This window comes from Sphingomonas natans (assembly GCF_030546695.1).
Taxonomy (GTDB): domain Bacteria; phylum Pseudomonadota; class Alphaproteobacteria; order Sphingomonadales; family Sphingomonadaceae; genus Sphingomonas_I; species Sphingomonas_I natans.
Window position 1 is genome coordinate 13,266 of sequence record NZ_JAUOTP010000007.1, and the last position, 17,922, is coordinate 31,187.

A 17,922-nucleotide genomic window follows, 5' to 3' on the forward strand; every position below is an offset into this window, starting at 1 on the left:
TGGGGAGGACCTTAGCGCCTCGCGACCTGGACCCCGAGCAACTGCCGCGCTTTCTCCAGCGCCGGATCGCGGCCGGCCCTGCGATCCGCGAGCGACGGCGCGATCCGCACGCGCGGGGTGAAGCCGGTGCCCTCCAGCCGTCGCCCGCCGCCGGTGCGGATATCGAATTCGGCGACCGAGACGATGCCGCCGTCGGGCAGATCATATTCGGCCGCGCCCGTCAGCGCGCCCGCGGTGCGCTCGCCGACGGTGAGCCCGCGGCCGCTCTCCTCGATCAACGCGGCCAGCGCCTCGGCGCCGCTCGCGCTGTTCGGCCCGACGAGGACGGCGAGCGGTCCCAGCCACGAGCGCGGGCCGGCGCCGCGCGTCGACTGGTCGCTCTCGCGCGCGGCGATACGGCGGACGAGCAGGCGATTCTCGGCGAAGAAGGATCCGGCGACGCGCGCGATCACATCGGCATCGCCGCCACCGTTGTCGCGCAGATCGAGGATCACCCCGCTCGGCACCGGCTGTTCGCCGATATGATCGGCCAGCCAGCGATCGTCGCCGCGATCGAAGCCGTCGAGCCCGAGCAGCAGCACGTTGCCCGGCAGCCGTTCGACGCGGCGGACCTGCGGCGGCGCCTCGGCCATCGCCTCGATTGCCTTGGCATGGTGGCGGCCATCCTCGTCGATGAAGTCGAAGCGGGCCTGGTCGCCGGCATGCGGCACGAAATCCACGTCGATCGGCTGGCCGTCGACCTGCGCCACCTCCCAGCCGATCTCGACTCCGGCGCGCGCGGCCGGGCCGTCGGCGCGCAGCGACTGCACCCGCCAGACATGCGCGTCGTCGGGCAGCATCGTCATGCCGAAGCCCGCTTGCTCGTCGCCGCGTGTCCGCGCGCGGCCGATCGCGATCTGCTGCGGATCGATCACATAGACATGGCTGTCGCCGAGCGTGTCGAGCATCTCGCCGATCAGGCCGTAGACCGTCCGCCGATCGGGCGCGGCGACGACGCGCGCGCGATAGGTATCGCGGATCGCCTCCAGCTTTTCGACGGCGGGCTTGTTCCAGTATCGGTGCTCGACGATCCCGACCGCGCGATCGAAGATCCGGCCGTTAATGTCCGGTCCGTAGGCCGGCGGCGCGGCGGCGGGCAGGAAGGCGAGCAGGCTCGCGAGAAAGGCGCTTTTTCCGATCCTCATCCAGGCCCGAACGCGCAACGCAGGCTCAGGCTGCGCGGCCGCGCCGAATAGGCGATTTCGGCGCAGCGCGAGAGGCGGTCGCGCCCGATCATGATCCACGGTTCCGCGCCCTGCGGCCGCTCGCGCCGCATGACGGTGATGTCGGCCTCCATCGCTTCTTCGGGCAGCGCATTGTCGCCGCGGAAATCGGCGGTGCGCACGAGCAATTCGGCGAAGCGGAAGCCGGCCAGCACGGGCGGGCGCGCGAAGGCGATCGGCCGGGCCGGACGCGAGACGCCGAGCGTGATCGGCAATGGCCGCGAGGCGCCCGCGAAGCTGCCCTCGAAGCGCTGGGCGAGGATCGCGCCCGCCGCCGCCGTGGCGCTCGAGGTCGCCGCCTCCAGCGAGAAGCGCAGGCTGATATCGGGGCCGAGCGCGGGCGCGGCGGCGAAGATCCCGGTCCGGTCACTCAGCGTCAGCGGCAGCACGATCGTGCCCGTGTCTTCGGGGGCGGCGGCATTGCGCCAGAGGATCGTCGCATAAGGCAGCAAATCCGGTCCGATCGTCCCGTCCGCGCCCTCGGCGGCGATCCGACCATGTTCGGCGAGGAGCACCGGCCGCTTCACGCCCGCGATGACGAGCTTGGTCTCGGCGGTATGGCCCCACAAGGTGATGCGCCCCACCGAGATGTGCCGGCCCGCGCTCCACGGGATTGGCAGGCGCAGCGCCGCCTGCGGGTTGAGCTCGATCGAATCCCACTGGCTCAAATCCACGCGAAGGCGGAAGGGCTTGCCCTCCAGCGTCACGTCGATGACCGGATCGGCGACGTCGAGGACGATCTGATCCCGGACCGGCTTCTTCGCAGGCGCCGGGGATGCGACGGCTAGCAGCAGCATCGCCAGCGCGGCCCTGTACGGCGCCCCGTCGCTCGCGCTAGGGATGCGCTTCCGCGACCAGCAGCGAACGGCCTTCATGAGCGACAGCGATTTCATCTCGGGCCTGCCCAAGGCCGAACTCCACCTCCATGTCGAAGGCAGCCTCGAGCCCGAGCAGATGTTCGCCTTCGCGCGTCGCAACCGGATTTCCATTCCTTTCCCCAATGTGGAGGCGCTGCGCGCCGCCTACAGCTTCAACAGCCTCCAGGACTTTCTCGACATCTACTATCAGGGTGCGGACGTGCTGCGCACCGAAGAAGATTTCCGGGATCTGGCATTGGCTTATTTCGAACGCGCGCACGAAGACGGCGTTGCCCATGCCGAGATTTTCTTCGATCCGCAGACGCATACCGCGCGCGGCCTGCCCTTCGGAGTCGCCGCGGACGGCCTGCTCGCGGGGATGAAGGAGGCCGAGGCGAAGTTCGGGCTGACCTCCAAGCTGATCCTCTGCTTCCTGCGCCATCTCGACGAGGATGATGCCTTCCTGACCTTCGCCGATGCCGAGCCCTGGCTCGATCGGATCGCGGGCGTCGGCCTCGATTCGTCGGAAGTCGGCCATCCGCCGTCCAAATTCGCGCGCGTGTTCGAAGCGGCGGGCAAGGCCGGGCTCAAGCGCGTCGCGCACGCCGGCGAGGAAGGGCCGCCCGAATATGTGCTGGAGGCGCTGGACGTGCTGCACATCGATCGGCTGGATCATGGCAATCGATCGCTGGAAAGCCCCGAGCTGGTCACGCGGCTGGCGCGCGCGGGAATGACGCTGACCGTCTGCCCCTTGTCCAACCACAAGCTCTGCGTGGTCGACGATCTCGCCGCGCACCCGATCGCGGACATGCTGGGGCACGGTCTGCGGCCGACGATCAATTCGGACGATCCGGCCTATTTCGGCGGCTATGTCGCCGACAATTATCGCGCGGTGGCGCCGCTGCTGACGCGCGACCAGCTGGCGACGCTCGCGCGCAACTCCTTCCTCGGCTCCTTTCTCGACGATGCGGCGGTGACGCGGCATATCGCCCGAATCGATGCATATGTTGCGGGAGGCGTGCAGTGAGCGAACCGATGCTGGTGCCGGTCGCCTACGACCAGTTCGTCTCCGACGTGCACACGATCGCGATCGCCCTGGCAGCGAGCGGGTGGACGCCCGATCATATCGTCGGCATCGGCCGCGGCGGGCTCGTGCCCGGCGCCTATCTCTCGCACCGGACGGGGATCTCCTTGCTCTCGGTCGATTATAGCGCGGGCGTGCCGGGCTTCTCGGACGAACTGCTGCTGAAGCTGGCCGGAGAGACGGGCGACGGCACGCGCATCCTGCTGATCGACGACATCAACGATTCGGGAAAGACGATCCTCGCGCTGCGCGCGGCGATCGATGGCGCGGGCGGCGATCCGGCGTGCCTGCGCGTCGCGGTGCTGATCGACAATCTGCGCTCGCCCGCGCAGGTCGACTATCGCGCGCGCACGATCGATCGCGCCGAGGACAAGAGCTGGTTCGTGTTTCCTTGGGAGGCGATGGCGCCGCGCGAGACTTTGGTGGAGGAAGCCGAAGAGGTGCCGGAGCGGCTGGCTTAGGCGTTCGCCGCCTCGAACACCTCCTCCCCGTTCGGTTCGAGCTTGTCGAGAACGCTTACTAGGCTTCGAGCGCAGTCGAGAAGCTGGAACACCTGGCACGGGCTCTCGACTACGCTCGATCCCTGCGCGTTCTCGACAAGCTCGAACCAAACGGGGTGGGGTGCGTGACAAGTTAGGCTAAAGGGGGAACATGGCCTCCGCAGCCTCCTCTCCCGAGCCCTCGCCTGACGACGCACCCGTCGCCGACGATCCGCCGCGCAAGATCATCCATGTCGACATGGACGCCTTCTACGCCTCGGTCGAGCAGCGCGACGATCCCTCGCTTCGCGGCAAGCCGGTCGCGGTCGGCGGTTCGCGCGAGCGGGGCGTCGTCGCCGCGGCCAGTTACGAGGCGCGCGTGTTCGGGGTGCGCTCGGCGATGGCCTCGGCCACGGCGCGGCGCAAATGCCCCGAGCTGGTCTTCGTTAAGCCGCGCTTCGAGGTCTATTCGGAGGTCTCGCGCCAGATCCGCGCGATCTTCGCCGATTATACCGACGCGATCGAGCCGCTGTCGCTGGACGAGGCCTATCTCGACGTCAGCGGAGTCGCCTCCGCGCGCGACGTCGCCGAGGCGATCCGCCAGCGGATCAAGGCCGAGACCAAGCTGACCGCCTCGGCGGGCGTCTCCTACAACAAGTTCATCGCCAAGCTCGCCTCGGACCAGAACAAGCCCGACGGCCTGTGCGTGATCCCGCCGCACCGGGGCGCCGCCTTCGTGCAGACGCTGCCGGTCAAGCGCTTCCACGGCGTCGGCCCGCGCACCGCCGAGAAAATGACGCGGCTGGGCATCGAGACGGGCGCCGATCTCGCCGCGCAGAACCTGCCTTTTCTCGAGGCGCATTTCGGCAGCTTCGCGTCCTACCTCTACTGGGCCTCGCGCGGGCGCGACGACCGGCCGGTGCGCGCCAACCGGATCCGCAAGTCGGTCGGCGCCGAGCGGACCTTCTTCGAGGACAAGCATAAGGAGGCCGAGCTGGTCGAGGCGCTGGGCCCGGTGCTGGACGCGCTGATGGAGCGCGTCGAGCGATCGGGCGCGGCGGGGCGGACGGTGACGCTGAAGGTGAAATTCTCCGACTTCCGCCAGATCACGCGCGCGCGAAGCTTCGCGGCGGCGGTGGGGAGCCGGGACGCGATCGGCGAGGCGGGGGTCGGCTTGCTGCGGGCGCTGCTGCCGATGCCCCTGGGCGTGCGACTGCTGGGCCTGTCGATCTCGGCGCTGGCGGGAGAGGATGAGGCGGACGGCGTCGAGCAATTGGGGCTGGAACTCTAAAGCTCCCCTCCCTGGAAGGGAGGGGCCGGGGGTGGGTCGCTATCCCGCGAAGCGCTCCCGTCGATAGAAACCCACCCCTCAATCCCCTCCCTTCCAGGGAGGGGAGGTCAGTGGCGTTTCGTAAACGGCCAACTCGTCACCCCGCCTGCGAACAAAGCCCACCAGATGATCGCCGGCTGCAGCAGCAGCCGCGGCGCATGATAGCTCCAGCCCAGGCCCGTCCCCGATCCCAGATCCAGGATCGCATGCTGCATGTTCGCCGGCCACACGCACAGGGCGTAGAGCGCGAGCATCACCCCTGCCCACCAGCGCGTGCGCGGGATGAGCAGCCCCACCGCGCCGAACAGCTCGCAGATGCCCGTGGCGACCACAATCTCGTGGGGGAACGGCACCCAGTGCGGCGTGATCCGCAGGAACGGCCCGGGGTGCGTGACGTGGAGGGTGCCGGCGACGAGATAGGCGGCGGCGAGTACCCAGCGGGCAAGGGTGCGGCCTTTCATCTCCCCTCCCTGCAAGGGAGGGGTTGGGGGTGGGTTCGTCGCCGCAGCGTCTGCGCTCTGTCTCGACGCACCCACCCCTCAATCCCCTCCCTGCGTGCAGGGAAGGGCGGCCAAAGTAGCATCCAGCCGGTCGGCGGCGGCGATGCCCGTCTCGTAGGCGCCGTGCGCGGTGGTGAAGTCCTTTGCCGAACAGGCCTCGCCCGCGAGCAGGATGCGTTCGTCGACCGGCTGCGCGAGATCGGCGCGGGCGTCGGCGCAGCCGGGCAGCGCGTGGCTGTAGGAGCCGCGGATCGTCTCGCATTTCGCCCAGGCCGATCCGGTGATGAAGTCCAGCCGCCGCGCGAAATCGCTGCCGAGCAAGGCGCCCAGTTCCTCGCGCGCAAACGCCTCGGCCGCGCCGTCGCCTTCGCTCTCCAGCGCGCGCGCCGCCGCGCCGCCGAGGAACACCTCGATGACCGGATGACCGAACGGGCGCAGATAATAGCTGCCCGTCGCCGCCCGCCGCGGCGAGCCCAGCAGGTGGCCGTTCTCGGGCAGGTCGTTCGGCTCGGGCACGCGGAAGAAGAGCTTGTCGGCCAGCCCCAGCGGCAGCTTCGTCGCCGCATGGCAGGCGGTATCGAAGGCTGACGGAAGGCGGATCGCGCCGGCGGCGAGCATCTCGGTCGAGACGGTGACGATCGCGGCGCGCGCGTCGATCTCGCCCTGATCGGTCGTCAGGCGCACGCCCGCGTCGGTATGGGCGACGCTCGCAACCCGCGTGCCCAGCGCGCGCGGCACATCGCCGGCCGCTCCGGCGATCAGCGCGCCATAGCCGCCCGGCAGCCGCCAGTTGGTCTCGCTCGCGGCGTCGTCATAGGCGAGATAGTCGGCGACCGAGAGCTCGCCGAGTTGCGCGCCGTTGATATAGCTCGACAGCGCCTCGACGAATCCCGCCCAGGGCGAAGCGGGATCGAGCGCATCGCTCGCGCGATCACTCGCCACGCCCGCCCGGATCGCTTCGTTCCACGCCTCGAACGCCGCGCCCGCTTCGTGCTGCTCGGCGGTGCTGAAGCCGAGATTGCGCCACTGATCGCCCCACGCCGATCGGGAGCGATCGATCGCATGATCGAGCGCCTCGGCGACGCCGACCCAGGGATTGCGCTCGGCCGAGTGCAGCCAGCCGCAGCCCATGTCGAGCGCCACGCCATCGACCGCAAGCGTGTGCGCGCGGCCGCCGATCCGGGGCAGCGCATCGATCAGCAGCACCGATCGCCCGCGATTCGCCAGGCGGCGCGCGGCGGCGATGCCGGCGGCCCCGGCTCCCACGATGGCGACGTCGATCCCGCTCACCGAAGTGCAATGCACGAAAGCCTTGCGACGATCCATTCTGCATATGCCTGTTTCGCAAGTCCGCAAATTCACATTTGAATGCGGAACGGCCACGTTACACAGGACATGTCCACGGTCCGAGAGGCGAGACGATGCTGGCGGTGTTGCAGAAGCTCGAGGAAAAGCGCGCGCAGGCCGCGCTCGGCGGCGGACAGGCGCGGATCGACAATCAGCACAAGAAGGGCCGGCTGACCGCACGCGAGCGGATCGCGGTGCTGCTCGATCCCGGATCGTTCGAAGAGTATGACATGTATGTCGAGCATAATTGCGTCGATTTCGGCATGCAGGACCAGATCATTCCGGGCGACGGCGTCGTCACCGGATCGGGCACGATCAACGGCCGGCTGGTGTTCGTCTTCAGCCAAGATTTCACCGTGTTCGGCGGATCGCTGTCCGAGCGGCACGCGCAGAAGATCTGCAAGGTCATGGACATGGCGATGAAGGTCGGCGCGCCGGTCATCGGCATGAACGATTCGGGTGGCGCGCGCATCCAGGAGGGCGTCGCCTCCCTCGCCGGCTATGCCGAGGTGTTCCAGCGCAACGTGCTGGCGAGCGGCGTGATCCCGCAGATCAGCCTGATCATGGGGCCGTGCGCGGGCGGTGCGGTCTATTCGCCGGCGATGACCGACTTCATCTTCATGGTGAAGGATTCGAGCTTCATGTTCGTGACCGGCCCCGAGGTGGTCAAGACCGTCACCAACGAGGTGGTGACGCAGGAGGAACTGGGCGGCGCGATCACGCACTCGACCAAATCCTCGGTCGCCGATCTCGCCTTCGACAATGATATCGATGCTTTGCTCGCGACGCGCGACTTCGTCGATTTCCTGCCGCTGTCGAACCGCGAGACCGTACCCGAGCGGCCGACGGACGATGCGTGGGACCGGCTCGACCACAGCCTCGACACGCTGATCCCGGACAGTGCCAACAAGCCCTACGACATCAAGGAGCTGATCCGGAAGATCGTCGACGAGGGCGATTTCTTCGAGGTCCAGCCGGGACATGCGCCCAATCTCGTCATCGGCTTCGGCCGCGTCGACGGGCGCACGATCGGCATCGTCGCCAACCAGCCGATGGCGCTGGCGGGCGTGCTCGACATCAATAGCTCGCGCAAGGGCGCGCGCTTCGTGCGCTTCTGCGACGCGTTCGAGATCCCGATCATCACCTTCGTCGACGTGCCGGGCTTCCTGCCGGGCGTCGCGCAGGAGCATAACGGCATCATCAAGCACGGCGCGAAACTGCTCTTCGCCTATGCCGAGGCGACCGTGCCCAAGATCACCGTCATCACGCGCAAGGCCTATGGCGGCGCCTATGACGTGATGAGCTCGAAGCATCTGCGCGGGGATCTCAACTATGCGTGGCCGACCGCCGAGATCGCGGTGATGGGCGCGAAGGGCGCGGTCGAGATCATCTTCCGCGGCCGCACCCGCGAGGAAATCGCCGAGCGCACCGCCGAATATGAAGCGCGCTTCGCCAATCCGTTCGTGGCGGCGAGCAAGGGCTTCATCGACGAGGTGATCATGCCGCATTCGACGCGCAAGCGCATTGCGCTGGGGCTTCGCAAGCTGCGCAACAAGCAGCTCGAAAATCCCTGGAAGAAGCATGACAATATTCCGCTGTGACCCATTCACCCCTCCCCTTCAGGGGAGGGGGCGGGGGTGGGGCAGATCGGCGATGCTCCGCGCCGCGCCGCTGGACAGGCCCCACCCCAACCCCTCCCCTGAAGGGGAGGGGCTCAGGAGCATGCCATGAAACTCGGCCGCCTGAACCATGTCGGCGTGGCGACGCCTTCGCTGGCGGCGTCGATCGCTTATTATCGCGACGTGATGGGCGCGACGATCGCGCACGCGCCGTTCGATCTGCCCACGCAGGGCGTGAAGGTGTGCTTCGTCGATACGCCGGGCGAGGGCGGCACCGCCGGCACGCAGATCGAGCTGATCGAGCCGCTGGGCGAGGCCTCGCCGATCCACGCCTTCCTCGCCAAGAACCCGGCGGGAGGACAGCATCACATGTGCTACGAAGTCCCCGACATCCACGCCGCGCGCGCGGAATTCCTGGCGATGGGCAAGAAGGTGCTCGGCGAGCCGCGCATCGGCGCGCACGGGACATTGATCTTCTTCGTCCACCCGAAGGACATGAACGGCATTCTGACCGAGATCATGGAAGTGCCCGGAAGCGGGGCGGCGCATTGATCAATCAGCACCCCCGTTTGCTTCGAGCGAAGTTCGAGCCTGTCGAGAACGCAGTCGAGAAGGGTTCTCGACGGTCGCTTCTCGACTTCGCTCGAAGCTGCTCGAACCGAACGGCTGGGGGGAGTTCGCTCTTATGACCGACGAGACGATCGCCGACTGGCAGGCCGCCTCCGCCAAGGAGGTCAAGGGCCAGGATCTCACCTGGCACACGCCCGAGGGAATCGCGGTCAAGCCGCTTTACACCGAGGCCGATGTCGAAGGCTGGGATCCGGGCCTCCCCGGTTTCGCGCCGTTCACGCGCGGCGTGCGCGCCTCGATGTATGCGGGGCGCCCGTGGACGATCCGCCAATATGCGGGCTTCTCCACCGCCGAGGCCTCCAATGCTTTCTACCACCGCAATCTGAAGGCGGGGCAGAAGGGGCTGTCCGTCGCGTTCGATCTGGCCACCCACCGCGGCTATGACTCGGACCACCCCCGCGTCACCGGCGATGTCGGCAAGGCGGGCGTCGCGATCGACACGATCGACGACATGAAGATCCTGTTCGACGGCATCCCGCTCGACAAGATGTCCGTCTCGATGACGATGAACGGCGCCGTCATCCCGATCCTCGCTTTCTTCATCGTTGCGGGCGAGGAGCAGGGCGTGCCGCGCGCGCAGCTCGACGGGACCATCCAGAACGACATCCTCAAGGAGTTCATGGTCCGCAATACGTATATCTACCCGCCCGAGCCGAGCATGCGGATCATCTCGGACATTTTCGGCTACACGAGCCGCGAGATGCCCAAGTTCAACAGCATCTCGATCAGCGGCTATCATATGCAGGAAGCCGGCGCGACGCAGGTCCAGGAGCTGGCCTTCACGATCGCCGACGGCGCCGAATATGTGAAATATGGCGTCGCCTCGGGCCTCGACATCGACAAATTCGCCGGGCGGCTGTCCTTCTTCTTCGCGATCGGCATGAACTTCTTCATGGAGATCGCCAAGCTGCGCGCGGCGCGCGTGCTGTGGCATCGGGTGATGACCCAGCTCGGCGCGAAGGACGAGCGCTCGAAGATGCTGCGCACGCACTGCCAGACGTCGGGCGTCTCGCTGACCGAGCAGGATCCGTACAACAATGTGATGCGCACCACGATCGAGGCGATGGCGGCGATGCTGGGCGGCACCCAGTCGCTCCACACCAATGCGCTGGATGAGGCGATCGCGCTGCCGACAGACTTCTCCGCGCGCATCGCCCGCAACACGCAGCTCGTCATCCAGGAGGAGACGGGCATGTGCAACGTCGTCGATCCCCTGGGCGGGTCTTATTATATCGAGAGTCTGACGAAGGAGCTCGTCGACAAGGCCTGGGCGATCATCGAGAAGGTCGAGGCCGATGGCGGCATGGCCAAGGCGGTCGCGGCCGGCTGGCCCAAGGCGATGATCGAGGAGGCCGCCGCCGCGCAGGCCGCGCGGATCGATCGCACCGAGCAGGTGATCGTCGGCGTCAACAAATACCGCAAGGACAATGAGGATCCGATCGAGATCCTCGATGTGGACAATGTCGCGGTGCGCGAGGCGCAGATCCGGCGCATCCAGAAAGTGAAGGCCGGGCGCGACGAAGCGGCGTGCCGCGCGGCGCTCGACGCGTTGCGCGAAGGGGCGCGGCGCGGCGACATTCCTCCCCTGCAAGGGGAGGGGGACCATGCGCAGCATGGTGGAGGGGTATCGACGGCGGAGGCGGATCGATACGCTTCGACCGGCGATACCCCTCCGTCATCGCTGCGCGATGCCACCTCCCCCCCGGGGGGAGGATTTGAGACCAATCTCCTCGCGCTCGCCGTCGACTGCGCGCGCGCGCGCGCCACGCTCGGCGAGATTTCGCAGGCGATGGAGGATGTGTTCGGCCGCTACGGCACGACGCCGACGCCGGTGAAGGGCGTCTATGGCGGGGCCTATGGCGAGGATGCGCGCTGGGCGAACCTCAAGCGCGGCGTCGTCGCGGTCGGCCGCGCGAAGGGGCGGACGCCGAAGATGTTCGTCGCCAAGATGGGGCAGGACGGGCATGATCGCGGCGCGAACCTCGTCTCCTCGGCGTTCGGCGATCTCGGGTTCGACGTGCTGGCGGGGCCGCTCTTCCAGACGCCGGCCGAGGCCGCGAAGATGGCGATTGAGGCCGATGTCGACGTCGTCGGCGCCTCCAGCCTCGCCGCGGGCCACAAGACGCTGATCCCGGAACTGATCGGCCATCTGCGCGACGCCGGACGGACGGACATCAAGGTCATCGTCGGCGGCGTGATCCCCGCGCAGGATTATCAGGCTTTGCGCGATGCGGGCGTGCAGGCGATCTTCGGGCCGGGCACCAACCTCGTCGTCGCGGCGGAAGAAGTGCTGCGCCTGCTCGGCCACAATATGCCGCCGGAAGGTATCGACGAGGCAGCGGAATGAACATTGCGACGACGATCATGACAGCGCCGGCACCCACACGTTCGGACATTGCCGCTTTGTTCGATCTGCCCTTCACCGAACTGGTTTTTCGCGCAGCGGAGGTGCATCGGGCGCATCACGATCCGGCACGCGTTCAGCGATCGACCTTGCTCTCGATCAAAACCGGCGGCTGTGCCGAGGATTGCGGCTATTGCAGCCAGTCGGTCTCGGCCGAGAGCGGGCTGAAGGCATCGAAGCTCATGGATGTCGATGCGGTCCTCGCAGCGGCCGCCGCGGCGAAGACTGCGGGCTCGGAACGCTTCTGCATGGGGGCGGCGTGGCGCGAGCCCAAGGATCGCGACATGGCGGCGATCGAGGCGATGGTTGCGGGCGTGAAGGCGCTGGGGCTGGAAACCTGCATGACGCTCGGCATGCTGAGCGATGATCAGGCGACCCGGCTCGCGGATGCCGGCCTCGATTATTACAACCATAATCTCGATACCTCACCGGAATACTATGGTGAGGTCATCACTACCCGCAGCTATGATGACAGGCTCGAGACGCTGGAACGCGTGCGGCGCGCGGGCATCAACACCTGCTGTGGCGGAATCGTCGGCATGGGCGAGACGCGGGCCGATCGCGTCGGCTTCCTCCACGCGCTGGCGAACCTGCCAGAGCCGCCGGAGAGCGTGCCGATCAACGCCTTGGTGCCGGTGAGGGGCACGGTGCTGGGCGATATGCTGGCCGATACGCCGCTGGCGAAGATCGACGATATCGAATTCGTCCGAACGATTGCCGTCGCGCGCATTCTGATGCCGTACTCCGTCGTCCGGCTTTCGGCGGGACGCGAGAGCATGTCGGATGCGACGCAGGCGCTCTGCTTTCTCGCGGGCGCCAATTCGATATTCACCGGCGATCGTCTGCTCACCACGGGCAATGCCGGGGACGATGCTGATGCGGCCTTGTTCGCACGGCTTGGCCTCAACGCCGACACCCATCCAGAGACCGCCGTGACGGCCGCATAGGGACGGATATGTTCAAGAAGATCCTGATCGCCAATCGCGGCGAAATCGCCTGCCGCGTGATCCGCACCGCGAAGAAGATGGGCATCAAGACCGTCGCCGTCTATTCGGACGCCGACGCGCGCGCGCCGCATGTCGAGATGGCGGACGAGACGGTCCGGCTTGGGCCGCCGCCCGCGTCCGAGAGCTATCTGCTCGCCGAGAAGATCATCGCCGCCTGCAAGGCCACGGGCGCCGAGGCCGTCCATCCCGGCTACGGCTTCCTCTCCGAGCGCACCTCGTTCGCGCAGGCGCTCGCCGATGCCGGGATCGCCTTCATCGGGCCGCCGATCGGGGCGATCGCGGCGATGGGCGACAAGATCGAATCCAAGAAGCTCGCCAAGGCGGCGGGGGTCAATGTCGTTCCCGGCTTCCTCGGCGAGATCGCCGATACCGACGAGGCGGTGGGGATCGCCGGCGAGATCGGCTATCCGGTGATGATGAAGGCCTCGGCCGGCGGCGGCGGCAAGGGCATGCGCCTCGCCTGGTCGGAAAAGGATGTGCGCGAGGGCTTCGAGGCGACCAAGCGCGAGGGCCTGTCCAGCTTCGGCGACGACCGCGTCTTCATCGAGAAGTTCATCGAGAGCCCGCGCCACATCGAGATCCAGCTGCTCGGCGATCAGCACGGCAACATCGTTTATTTGAACGAGCGCGAATGCTCGGTGCAGCGCCGCCACCAGAAGGTGGTCGAAGAGGCGCCGTCGCCCTTCGTCACGCCCGCCATGCGCCAGGCGATGGGCGAGCAGGCGGTCGCGCTCGCGCGCGCGGTCGGCTATTATTCGGCGGGCACGGTCGAGCTGATCGTCTCAGGCGCGGATACGACCGGCGAGAGCTTCTACTTCCTCGAGATGAACACGCGGCTGCAGGTCGAACATCCGGTCACCGAATATATTACCGGGCTCGATCTCGTGGAGCAGATGATCCGCGTCGCTTATGGCGAAAAGCTCGGCTTCACGCAGGCCGAGATCGGCATCAACGGCTGGTCGGTCGAGAATCGCGTCTATGCGGAAGACCCGTATCGCGGCTTCCTGCCCTCGACCGGGCGGCTCGTCCGCTATCGGCCGCCTGCGCCGACTCCAGATCCGTTCGTCCTGAGCGAAGTCGAAGGACGTGCCGCGAGCGACGCGTCTGGATCACGTGCTTCGACGGAGTTTATCCAGAGCGACGCCGCAGGCGGCGTCGAAGGGCTCAGCACGAACGGGGTTACGGGCACGTCGGTCCGCGTCGACGACGGCGTCTACGAAGGCTCCGACATCTCGATGTTCTACGATCCGATGATCGCCAAGCTGGTGACGTGGGGGCCGACGCGCGAGCAGGCGATCGACGCGCAGGTCGCGGCGCTCGATCGGTTCGAGATCGAGGGGATCGGCCACAATGTCGATTTCCTGTCGGCGCTCATGCAGCATCCGCGCTTCCGCTCGGGCGCGATCACGACCGGCTTCATCGCCGAGGAATATCCCGACGGCTTCCAGGGCGCGCCGACGCCCGAGAAACTGACCGAGCGCCTCGCCGCGATCGCTGCGATCGCGGGCTCGGTCGAAGCCGCGCGCGCCGCCGAGATCGACCAGCGTCTCAACGGCGCGATCGTCTCGCAGGCCGAATGGGTCGTGACGATGGACGGCGCCGAGCATCATGTGCTGATCGCCGGCGAGACCGTGACGGTGGACGGCCATCCGATGACGATCGCGGCGCCTTTCGTGCCCGGCCAGCGGCTGATCGAGGCACGGTTCGGCGAGGAGCATCTGTCGGTGAAGGTCGATCGCACGCGATCGGGCTGGACCTTCACGACGCGGGGCCGCGCCCACAAGCTCCGCGTCCTGCCGCCGCACGTCGCCGATCTCGCGCGGCACATGATCGCGAAGATCCCGCCGGATATGTCGCGCTTCCTGCTGTGCCCGATGCCCGGGCTCGTCACGCGCATCGACGTGAAGGCGGGCGACAGGGTCGAGGCCGGCCAGCCGCTCGCGGTGGTGGAAGCGATGAAGATGGAGAATATCCTGCGCGCGGAGAAGGCGGGCACGGTCAAGTCGGTCGAGGCGATTGCGGGCGAGAGCCTCGCGGTGGATGCGGTGATCCTCGAATTCGATTAAGCTCGGCTCGTCGCACGCAACATGCTGTCATGGATCGATTCGTACGGCCATGCTTTGGCAGGCCGAAGGAATTTTCGAACGTGACAGTGACGTGGAAGTGGGCGGCCGCGGCCGCCATCGTGATGACGACATCGGCCATGGCGGCGACACCCCGCGAACTTCTGGTGCAAGCGGCGTTCCAGACGACGAACAAGGATCAGGCGCTGGCGCTCGTCGGCCAAGCGATTGCAGGCGCCGAAGCGGGGCTGCTCGCCAATCCACGCGACAAGGAAGCCTTCTTTCAAAATGCAATGGGCACCGGCTACCGCGCCAAGCTGACGCGCAAGCCGGCAGACGCCAAGGCGGCGCGCAAGATGCTCGAACAATATGTGACGCAATTTCCGCGCGATCCCGAGGCGCAGCTCGCGATCGGCGGCTGGCATCTCGATGCGATCGCGGCCGGCTTCCTCGCCACGACCGTGCTCGGCGCGAAGAAGGATGCCGGCGTCGCCGGTGTCGATCGTTCGGTGGCGCTGGGCGGCGACCGCGCCTTCTTCAAGGGCTTCGCGGCGATGATGCACATCCGCCTCGATCCCAAGAATGTCGCGCTCGCGCGCAGCCTCGCCGAGCAGGCGGCGCGCGGCGCGACGCCGACGCCGCTGGATCGCCTCGCCAAGCGCGATGCCGAGGCTCTGCTGATCCCGCTGCGCGCGGGCGACGGCAAGGCGGCGGCACAGCTCTCGCACAAGCTGTTGCCGTTCGGGCGTCTCGAGGACTGACGCACTCGTCATCCTGAACTTGTTTCAGGATCCAAGGCCCGTTGTTTCAACCGGCGCTCGGGTGACGAGGTCGGTTCATGGATCCTGAAACAAGTTCAGGATGACAGCGGCCACGAAAAAGCCCGGACGGTTTCCCGCCCGGGCCTTCCCCTCACGCTACGCTACGCGAAACAGGTGATCCGGGGCCGGATCAAAAGAAGAAGCGGTTATAGACCGTGACCGCGCGCCCGGTGCGGATGTCGACGAGCACGACATCGTTGCCGTAGCGGATCCAGCGGCGGCCATAAGCGGCGGCCGGCAGGCGATAACGATACGGATCGACCCAGTAGCGCCGGTCATAATAGCTGTTGTTGAAGCGATAGCCGGGCGCGATCGAGCGATAGGCATAGCCGCGCGGGCCGACATAGGCCGGACCGCGGAACACGTTCGGATTGCCGCGGCGATAATCCTGCCAGTCGCCGCGATATTCCTGCCGCGCCTCGCGCACGTCGCGCTGCTGGTCGCGGATCTCGCGCGGGTCCGCGCCGTTGCGCACCGCGCGGCGCACGTCGCGCTGCTCCTCGCGGATATCCTGGCGATCGTTCCGCAATTCGCGGTTCTGCGCCGTGGCGACGGTGGGCATCAGGGTCGCCGCCATCAGGCCGGCAATGATGAAGTTACGCATCTCTCACTCCTCTCTTTTGGGACCGGCGGCAGGTGAGCGGCCGCCGGCGTCGCGGGTCACTGGTGACGGATCACCAGAAGAAGCCCGGGATCGAATCGACGACGCGTCCGGTGCGGACATCGATCAGCAGCACGTCGTCATAATAGCGGACCCAGCGATACGGGCCGTAAGCGGGGGGCAGGCGATAGGCATAGGGGTCATCCAGCCAGTAGCTCTGGCCCCACAGCAAGCTCGGCAACACCGCGCCGATCGAGAAGCGGCGATAGCCGTAGCTCCAGCCGCGCGGCGCGGCGTAGCGCCCGGCGCGGAACTGGCCGCGATTGGAGTCGCGATAGCCGCGCCAGTCGTAGCGCTGGTCCTGCCGCCAATTGCCGCCGACCCAGCGATTGTCGCCGCGGCCATTGTTGTCGAAGCGGCGATTGTCGCTGAAGCCGCGCCCGTCGTTGCGCCGCGGATCATAGCCGCGGTTGCCGCCATCGCGGCGATCGTCGCCGCGCGCCTGGGGCGAACCGGCGCCATTGCGATACTGGCCACGGTCGCGATTATTGTCCTGCCCGTTGTTCTGGGCCACGCGGTCGGGGCGCTGCGTCTGATCGGGACGCTGGGCCTGTTGCGGTTGCTCGGCGCGCTGTGCCTGGGCGGCGGCGTAAGCGTCGGGGCCGCGGCCGCCGGCGAAACCGCGACCGCCCTCGGCGGCGCGATTCTGATTGCCCTGGCGATCCGCATCGTCCGGGCCGCGCTGCGCGATCGCCATCGCCGGCAGGCTGACACCGACCGAGGCGGCGAGAAGCAGCTTTGCGATCGTCTTCATCGTCCCAAACTCCTGGCGCTGCCGGCCGATCGCCGGAAGCTTGGGAGATGGTTTGGGCGAGTCGCCGTGAGCGGTTGCTGAATCCGTCCGTCAGCGTGCAGACAGGTTCATGAACGGGCCAGAAAGCTTCGCGGCTCGCGTCTTTCCGACCGAAATCAGCGTGGGCGCGGGCCCGGTGAAAGCGCCGGAACCGCCGCGGCGGCATCGGCCGGATCTATCTTCGGCGGGGGCGCCGCGGCGATCGGCTCGCCGCCTGCCGCCATCTCTCCTGCCCGGCGGATCGCGGCGCGGATGCGCGGGTAGGTGCCGCAGCGACAGAGGTTGGTGATCGATTCGTCGATCTGGTCGTCGGTCGGGCTCGGCGTCTTGGCGAGCAGGGCCGCCGCCGCCATGATCATCCCCGACTGGCAATAGCCGCACTGCGGGACCTGGGCTGCGACCCACGCCTGCTGGACGGGATGGCTGCGGTCGCTCGTCAGCCCCTCGATCGTCGTGACGAAGCTGCCTTCGATCGCGCCGATCGTCACCTGACATGAACGGCGGGCAACGCCATCGACATGCACCGTGCAGGCGCCGCACTGTCCGGCGCCGCAGCCATATTTGGTGCCGGTCAGATTCGAGGCGTCGCGCAGCGCCCACAGCAAGGGAGTCGCGGGGTCCATCTTGTAGTGGACCGGATTGCCGTTGACGGTGAAGCTGGTCATCGAGTCCTTATAGGGTGAGTTTCGGCTCCGCCGAAAGCCGGCTTGCCGGGCCAGCCGGAAGGCTTGAAGACTCACCGTCACGCTGCTAGGGGCGGCGCTTTCCGACGTGGGGCTATTTGGCCGCGCACGGATTCGCTCAACATTCAGCAAGGCGCCGACGGACGCGTCGGCAACTGGAGATCGTTCGGTTTATGCAGATCATCGTTCGCGACAATAATGTCGATCAGGCGCTGCGCGCGCTCAAGAAGAAGCTGCAGCGCGAGGGCGTCTATCGCGAGATGAAGCTGCGCCGGCATTATGAGAAGCCGTCGGAGAAGCGTGCGCGCGAGCGCGCCGCCGCGATCCGCCGCGCCCGCAAGCTGGAGCGCAAGCGCGTCGAGCGCGACCAGGCCCGGTAAGG

General features: G+C 67.4%; 17 protein-coding genes. 10 read left to right on the top strand and 7 right to left on the bottom strand.

What is annotated here, in order from left to right:
- Positions 1-11: 11 nt before the first annotated feature.
- Entirely contained in the window at positions 12-1,184 is a 1,173-nt protein-coding gene (locus Q4F19_RS14695; RefSeq protein ID WP_303543822.1) for a S41 family peptidase, read from the bottom strand.
- Positions 1,181-2,137 (bottom strand): hypothetical protein, encoded by a 957-nt coding sequence (locus Q4F19_RS14700; RefSeq protein WP_303543825.1) that lies wholly within the window; start codon positions 2,135-2,137, stop codon positions 1,181-1,183. Before Q4F19_RS14700 ends, Q4F19_RS14695 begins: the two co-directional genes overlap by 4 nt.
- Here Q4F19_RS14700 and Q4F19_RS14705 point away from each other — a divergent pair.
- From Q4F19_RS14705 to dinB, 3 genes are all read left to right on the top strand, one after another.
- Positions 2,136-3,146, top strand: a complete 1,011-nt coding sequence (locus tag Q4F19_RS14705; RefSeq protein WP_303543828.1) for an adenosine deaminase — start codon at positions 2,136-2,138, stop codon at positions 3,144-3,146. The two genes, Q4F19_RS14700 and Q4F19_RS14705, sit on opposite strands and share 2 nt — an antisense overlap.
- Positions 3,143-3,664, top strand: coding sequence for a phosphoribosyltransferase (locus Q4F19_RS14710; RefSeq protein ID WP_303543830.1), 522 nt, complete (start codon positions 3,143-3,145; stop codon positions 3,662-3,664). The genes Q4F19_RS14705 and Q4F19_RS14710 overlap by 4 nt, the downstream gene beginning before the upstream one ends.
- Before the next feature lie 190 nt (positions 3,665-3,854).
- Positions 3,855-4,973: a DNA polymerase IV gene (gene dinB / locus Q4F19_RS14715; protein WP_303543833.1), complete on the top strand. Its 1,119-nt coding sequence runs from the start codon at positions 3,855-3,857 to the stop codon at positions 4,971-4,973.
- Between the two features lie 107 nt (positions 4,974-5,080).
- Here the strand turns inward: dinB and Q4F19_RS14720 are convergent, their stop codons facing one another.
- Positions 5,081-5,473 carry a DoxX family protein gene (locus Q4F19_RS14720; RefSeq protein WP_303543836.1) on the bottom strand — a complete coding sequence of 131 codons (393 nt, stop codon included), beginning with the start codon at positions 5,471-5,473 and terminating at the stop codon, positions 5,081-5,083.
- Positions 5,474-5,551: 78 nt separating this feature from the next.
- Entirely contained in the window at positions 5,552-6,802 is a 1,251-nt protein-coding gene (locus Q4F19_RS14725) for a flavin monoamine oxidase family protein (RefSeq protein ID WP_303543838.1), read from the bottom strand.
- A 131-nt stretch (positions 6,803-6,933) separates the two neighbouring features.
- Here Q4F19_RS14725 and Q4F19_RS14730 point away from each other — a divergent pair, with 131 nt between their 5' ends.
- The 6 genes from Q4F19_RS14730 to Q4F19_RS14755 all read left to right on the top strand — a co-directional run bounded on the left by Q4F19_RS14730 (position 6,934) and on the right by Q4F19_RS14755 (position 15,343).
- Positions 6,934-8,460: an acyl-CoA carboxylase subunit beta gene (locus Q4F19_RS14730; RefSeq protein WP_303543841.1), complete on the top strand. Its 1,527-nt coding sequence runs from the start codon at positions 6,934-6,936 to the stop codon at positions 8,458-8,460.
- A gap of 126 nt (positions 8,461-8,586) precedes the next feature.
- Positions 8,587-9,030 carry a methylmalonyl-CoA epimerase gene (mce, locus tag Q4F19_RS14735; protein WP_303543842.1) on the top strand — a complete coding sequence of 148 codons (444 nt, stop codon included), beginning with the start codon at positions 8,587-8,589 and terminating at the stop codon, positions 9,028-9,030.
- 133 nt (positions 9,031-9,163) lie between these two features.
- On the top strand, positions 9,164-11,455 hold the full coding sequence (gene scpA / locus Q4F19_RS14740; protein WP_303543845.1) for a methylmalonyl-CoA mutase: 2,292 nt from the start codon (positions 9,164-9,166) through the stop codon (positions 11,453-11,455).
- The gene (gene bioB / locus Q4F19_RS14745) at positions 11,452-12,459 is read left to right on the top strand and encodes a biotin synthase BioB (protein WP_303543848.1); all 1,008 of its coding nucleotides are present in this window, start codon (positions 11,452-11,454) and stop codon (positions 12,457-12,459) included. The genes scpA and bioB overlap by 4 nt, the downstream gene beginning before the upstream one ends.
- An 8-nt stretch (positions 12,460-12,467) precedes the next feature.
- Complete coding sequence (locus Q4F19_RS14750; RefSeq protein ID WP_303543851.1) at positions 12,468-14,585, top strand: acetyl-CoA carboxylase biotin carboxylase subunit; 2,118 nt, start codon at positions 12,468-12,470, stop codon at positions 14,583-14,585.
- Positions 14,586-14,665: 80 nt separating this feature from the next.
- A complete protein-coding gene (locus tag Q4F19_RS14755) occupies positions 14,666-15,343 on the top strand; it encodes a hypothetical protein (protein WP_303543854.1) in 678 nt (225 codons plus the stop codon).
- 190 nt (positions 15,344-15,533) lie between these two features.
- Here Q4F19_RS14755 and Q4F19_RS14760 read toward each other — a convergent pair whose 3' ends face one another.
- The 3 genes from Q4F19_RS14760 to Q4F19_RS14770 all read right to left on the bottom strand — a co-directional run bounded on the left by Q4F19_RS14760 (position 15,534) and on the right by Q4F19_RS14770 (position 17,522).
- Positions 15,534-16,007 (bottom strand): RcnB family protein, encoded by a 474-nt coding sequence (locus tag Q4F19_RS14760; RefSeq protein WP_303543857.1) that lies wholly within the window; start codon positions 16,005-16,007, stop codon positions 15,534-15,536.
- Positions 16,008-16,077: 70 nt separating this feature from the next.
- On the bottom strand, positions 16,078-16,818 hold the full coding sequence (locus Q4F19_RS14765) for an RcnB family protein (protein WP_303543860.1): 741 nt from the start codon (positions 16,816-16,818) through the stop codon (positions 16,078-16,080).
- Between the two features lie 155 nt (positions 16,819-16,973).
- Positions 16,974-17,522, bottom strand: coding sequence for a (2Fe-2S)-binding protein (locus Q4F19_RS14770; RefSeq protein ID WP_303543863.1), 549 nt, complete (start codon positions 17,520-17,522; stop codon positions 16,974-16,976).
- A 191-nt stretch (positions 17,523-17,713) separates the two neighbouring features.
- Between Q4F19_RS14770 and rpsU the strand changes: the two genes are divergently transcribed.
- Positions 17,714-17,920: a 30S ribosomal protein S21 gene (rpsU, locus tag Q4F19_RS14775; protein ID WP_171742965.1), complete on the top strand. Its 207-nt coding sequence runs from the start codon at positions 17,714-17,716 to the stop codon at positions 17,918-17,920.
- Positions 17,921-17,922 lie beyond the last annotated feature (2 nt).

What these genes read in the sequence shown, in the direction of transcription:
- Q4F19_RS14695 (WP_303543822.1), bottom strand. Translation starts at nt 1,184, where the DNA reads ATGAGGATCGGAAAAAGCGCCTTTCTCGCGAGCCTGCTCGCCTTCCTG.
- Q4F19_RS14705 (WP_303543828.1), top strand. Translation starts at nt 2,136, where the DNA reads ATGAGCGACAGCGATTTCATCTCGGGCCTGCCCAAGGCCGAACTCCAC.
- Q4F19_RS14700 (WP_303543825.1), bottom strand. Translation starts at nt 2,137, where the DNA reads ATGAAGGCCGTTCGCTGCTGGTCGCGGAAGCGCATCCCTAGCGCGAGC.
- dinB (WP_303543833.1), top strand. Translation starts at nt 3,855, where the DNA reads ATGGCCTCCGCAGCCTCCTCTCCCGAGCCCTCGCCTGACGACGCACCC.
- Q4F19_RS14720 (WP_303543836.1), bottom strand. Translation starts at nt 5,473, where the DNA reads ATGAAAGGCCGCACCCTTGCCCGCTGGGTACTCGCCGCCGCCTATCTC.
- Q4F19_RS14730 (WP_303543841.1), top strand. Translation starts at nt 6,934, where the DNA reads ATGCTGGCGGTGTTGCAGAAGCTCGAGGAAAAGCGCGCGCAGGCCGCG.
- mce (WP_303543842.1), top strand. Translation starts at nt 8,587, where the DNA reads ATGAAACTCGGCCGCCTGAACCATGTCGGCGTGGCGACGCCTTCGCTG.
- scpA (WP_303543845.1), top strand. Translation starts at nt 9,164, where the DNA reads ATGACCGACGAGACGATCGCCGACTGGCAGGCCGCCTCCGCCAAGGAG.
- bioB (WP_303543848.1), top strand. Translation starts at nt 11,452, where the DNA reads ATGAACATTGCGACGACGATCATGACAGCGCCGGCACCCACACGTTCG.
- Q4F19_RS14750 (WP_303543851.1), top strand. Translation starts at nt 12,468, where the DNA reads ATGTTCAAGAAGATCCTGATCGCCAATCGCGGCGAAATCGCCTGCCGC.
- Q4F19_RS14760 (WP_303543857.1), bottom strand. Translation starts at nt 16,007, where the DNA reads ATGCGTAACTTCATCATTGCCGGCCTGATGGCGGCGACCCTGATGCCC.
- Q4F19_RS14765 (WP_303543860.1), bottom strand. Translation starts at nt 16,818, where the DNA reads ATGAAGACGATCGCAAAGCTGCTTCTCGCCGCCTCGGTCGGTGTCAGC.
- Q4F19_RS14770 (WP_303543863.1), bottom strand. Translation starts at nt 17,522, where the DNA reads ATGACCAGCTTCACCGTCAACGGCAATCCGGTCCACTACAAGATGGAC.
- rpsU (WP_171742965.1), top strand. Translation starts at nt 17,714, where the DNA reads ATGCAGATCATCGTTCGCGACAATAATGTCGATCAGGCGCTGCGCGCG.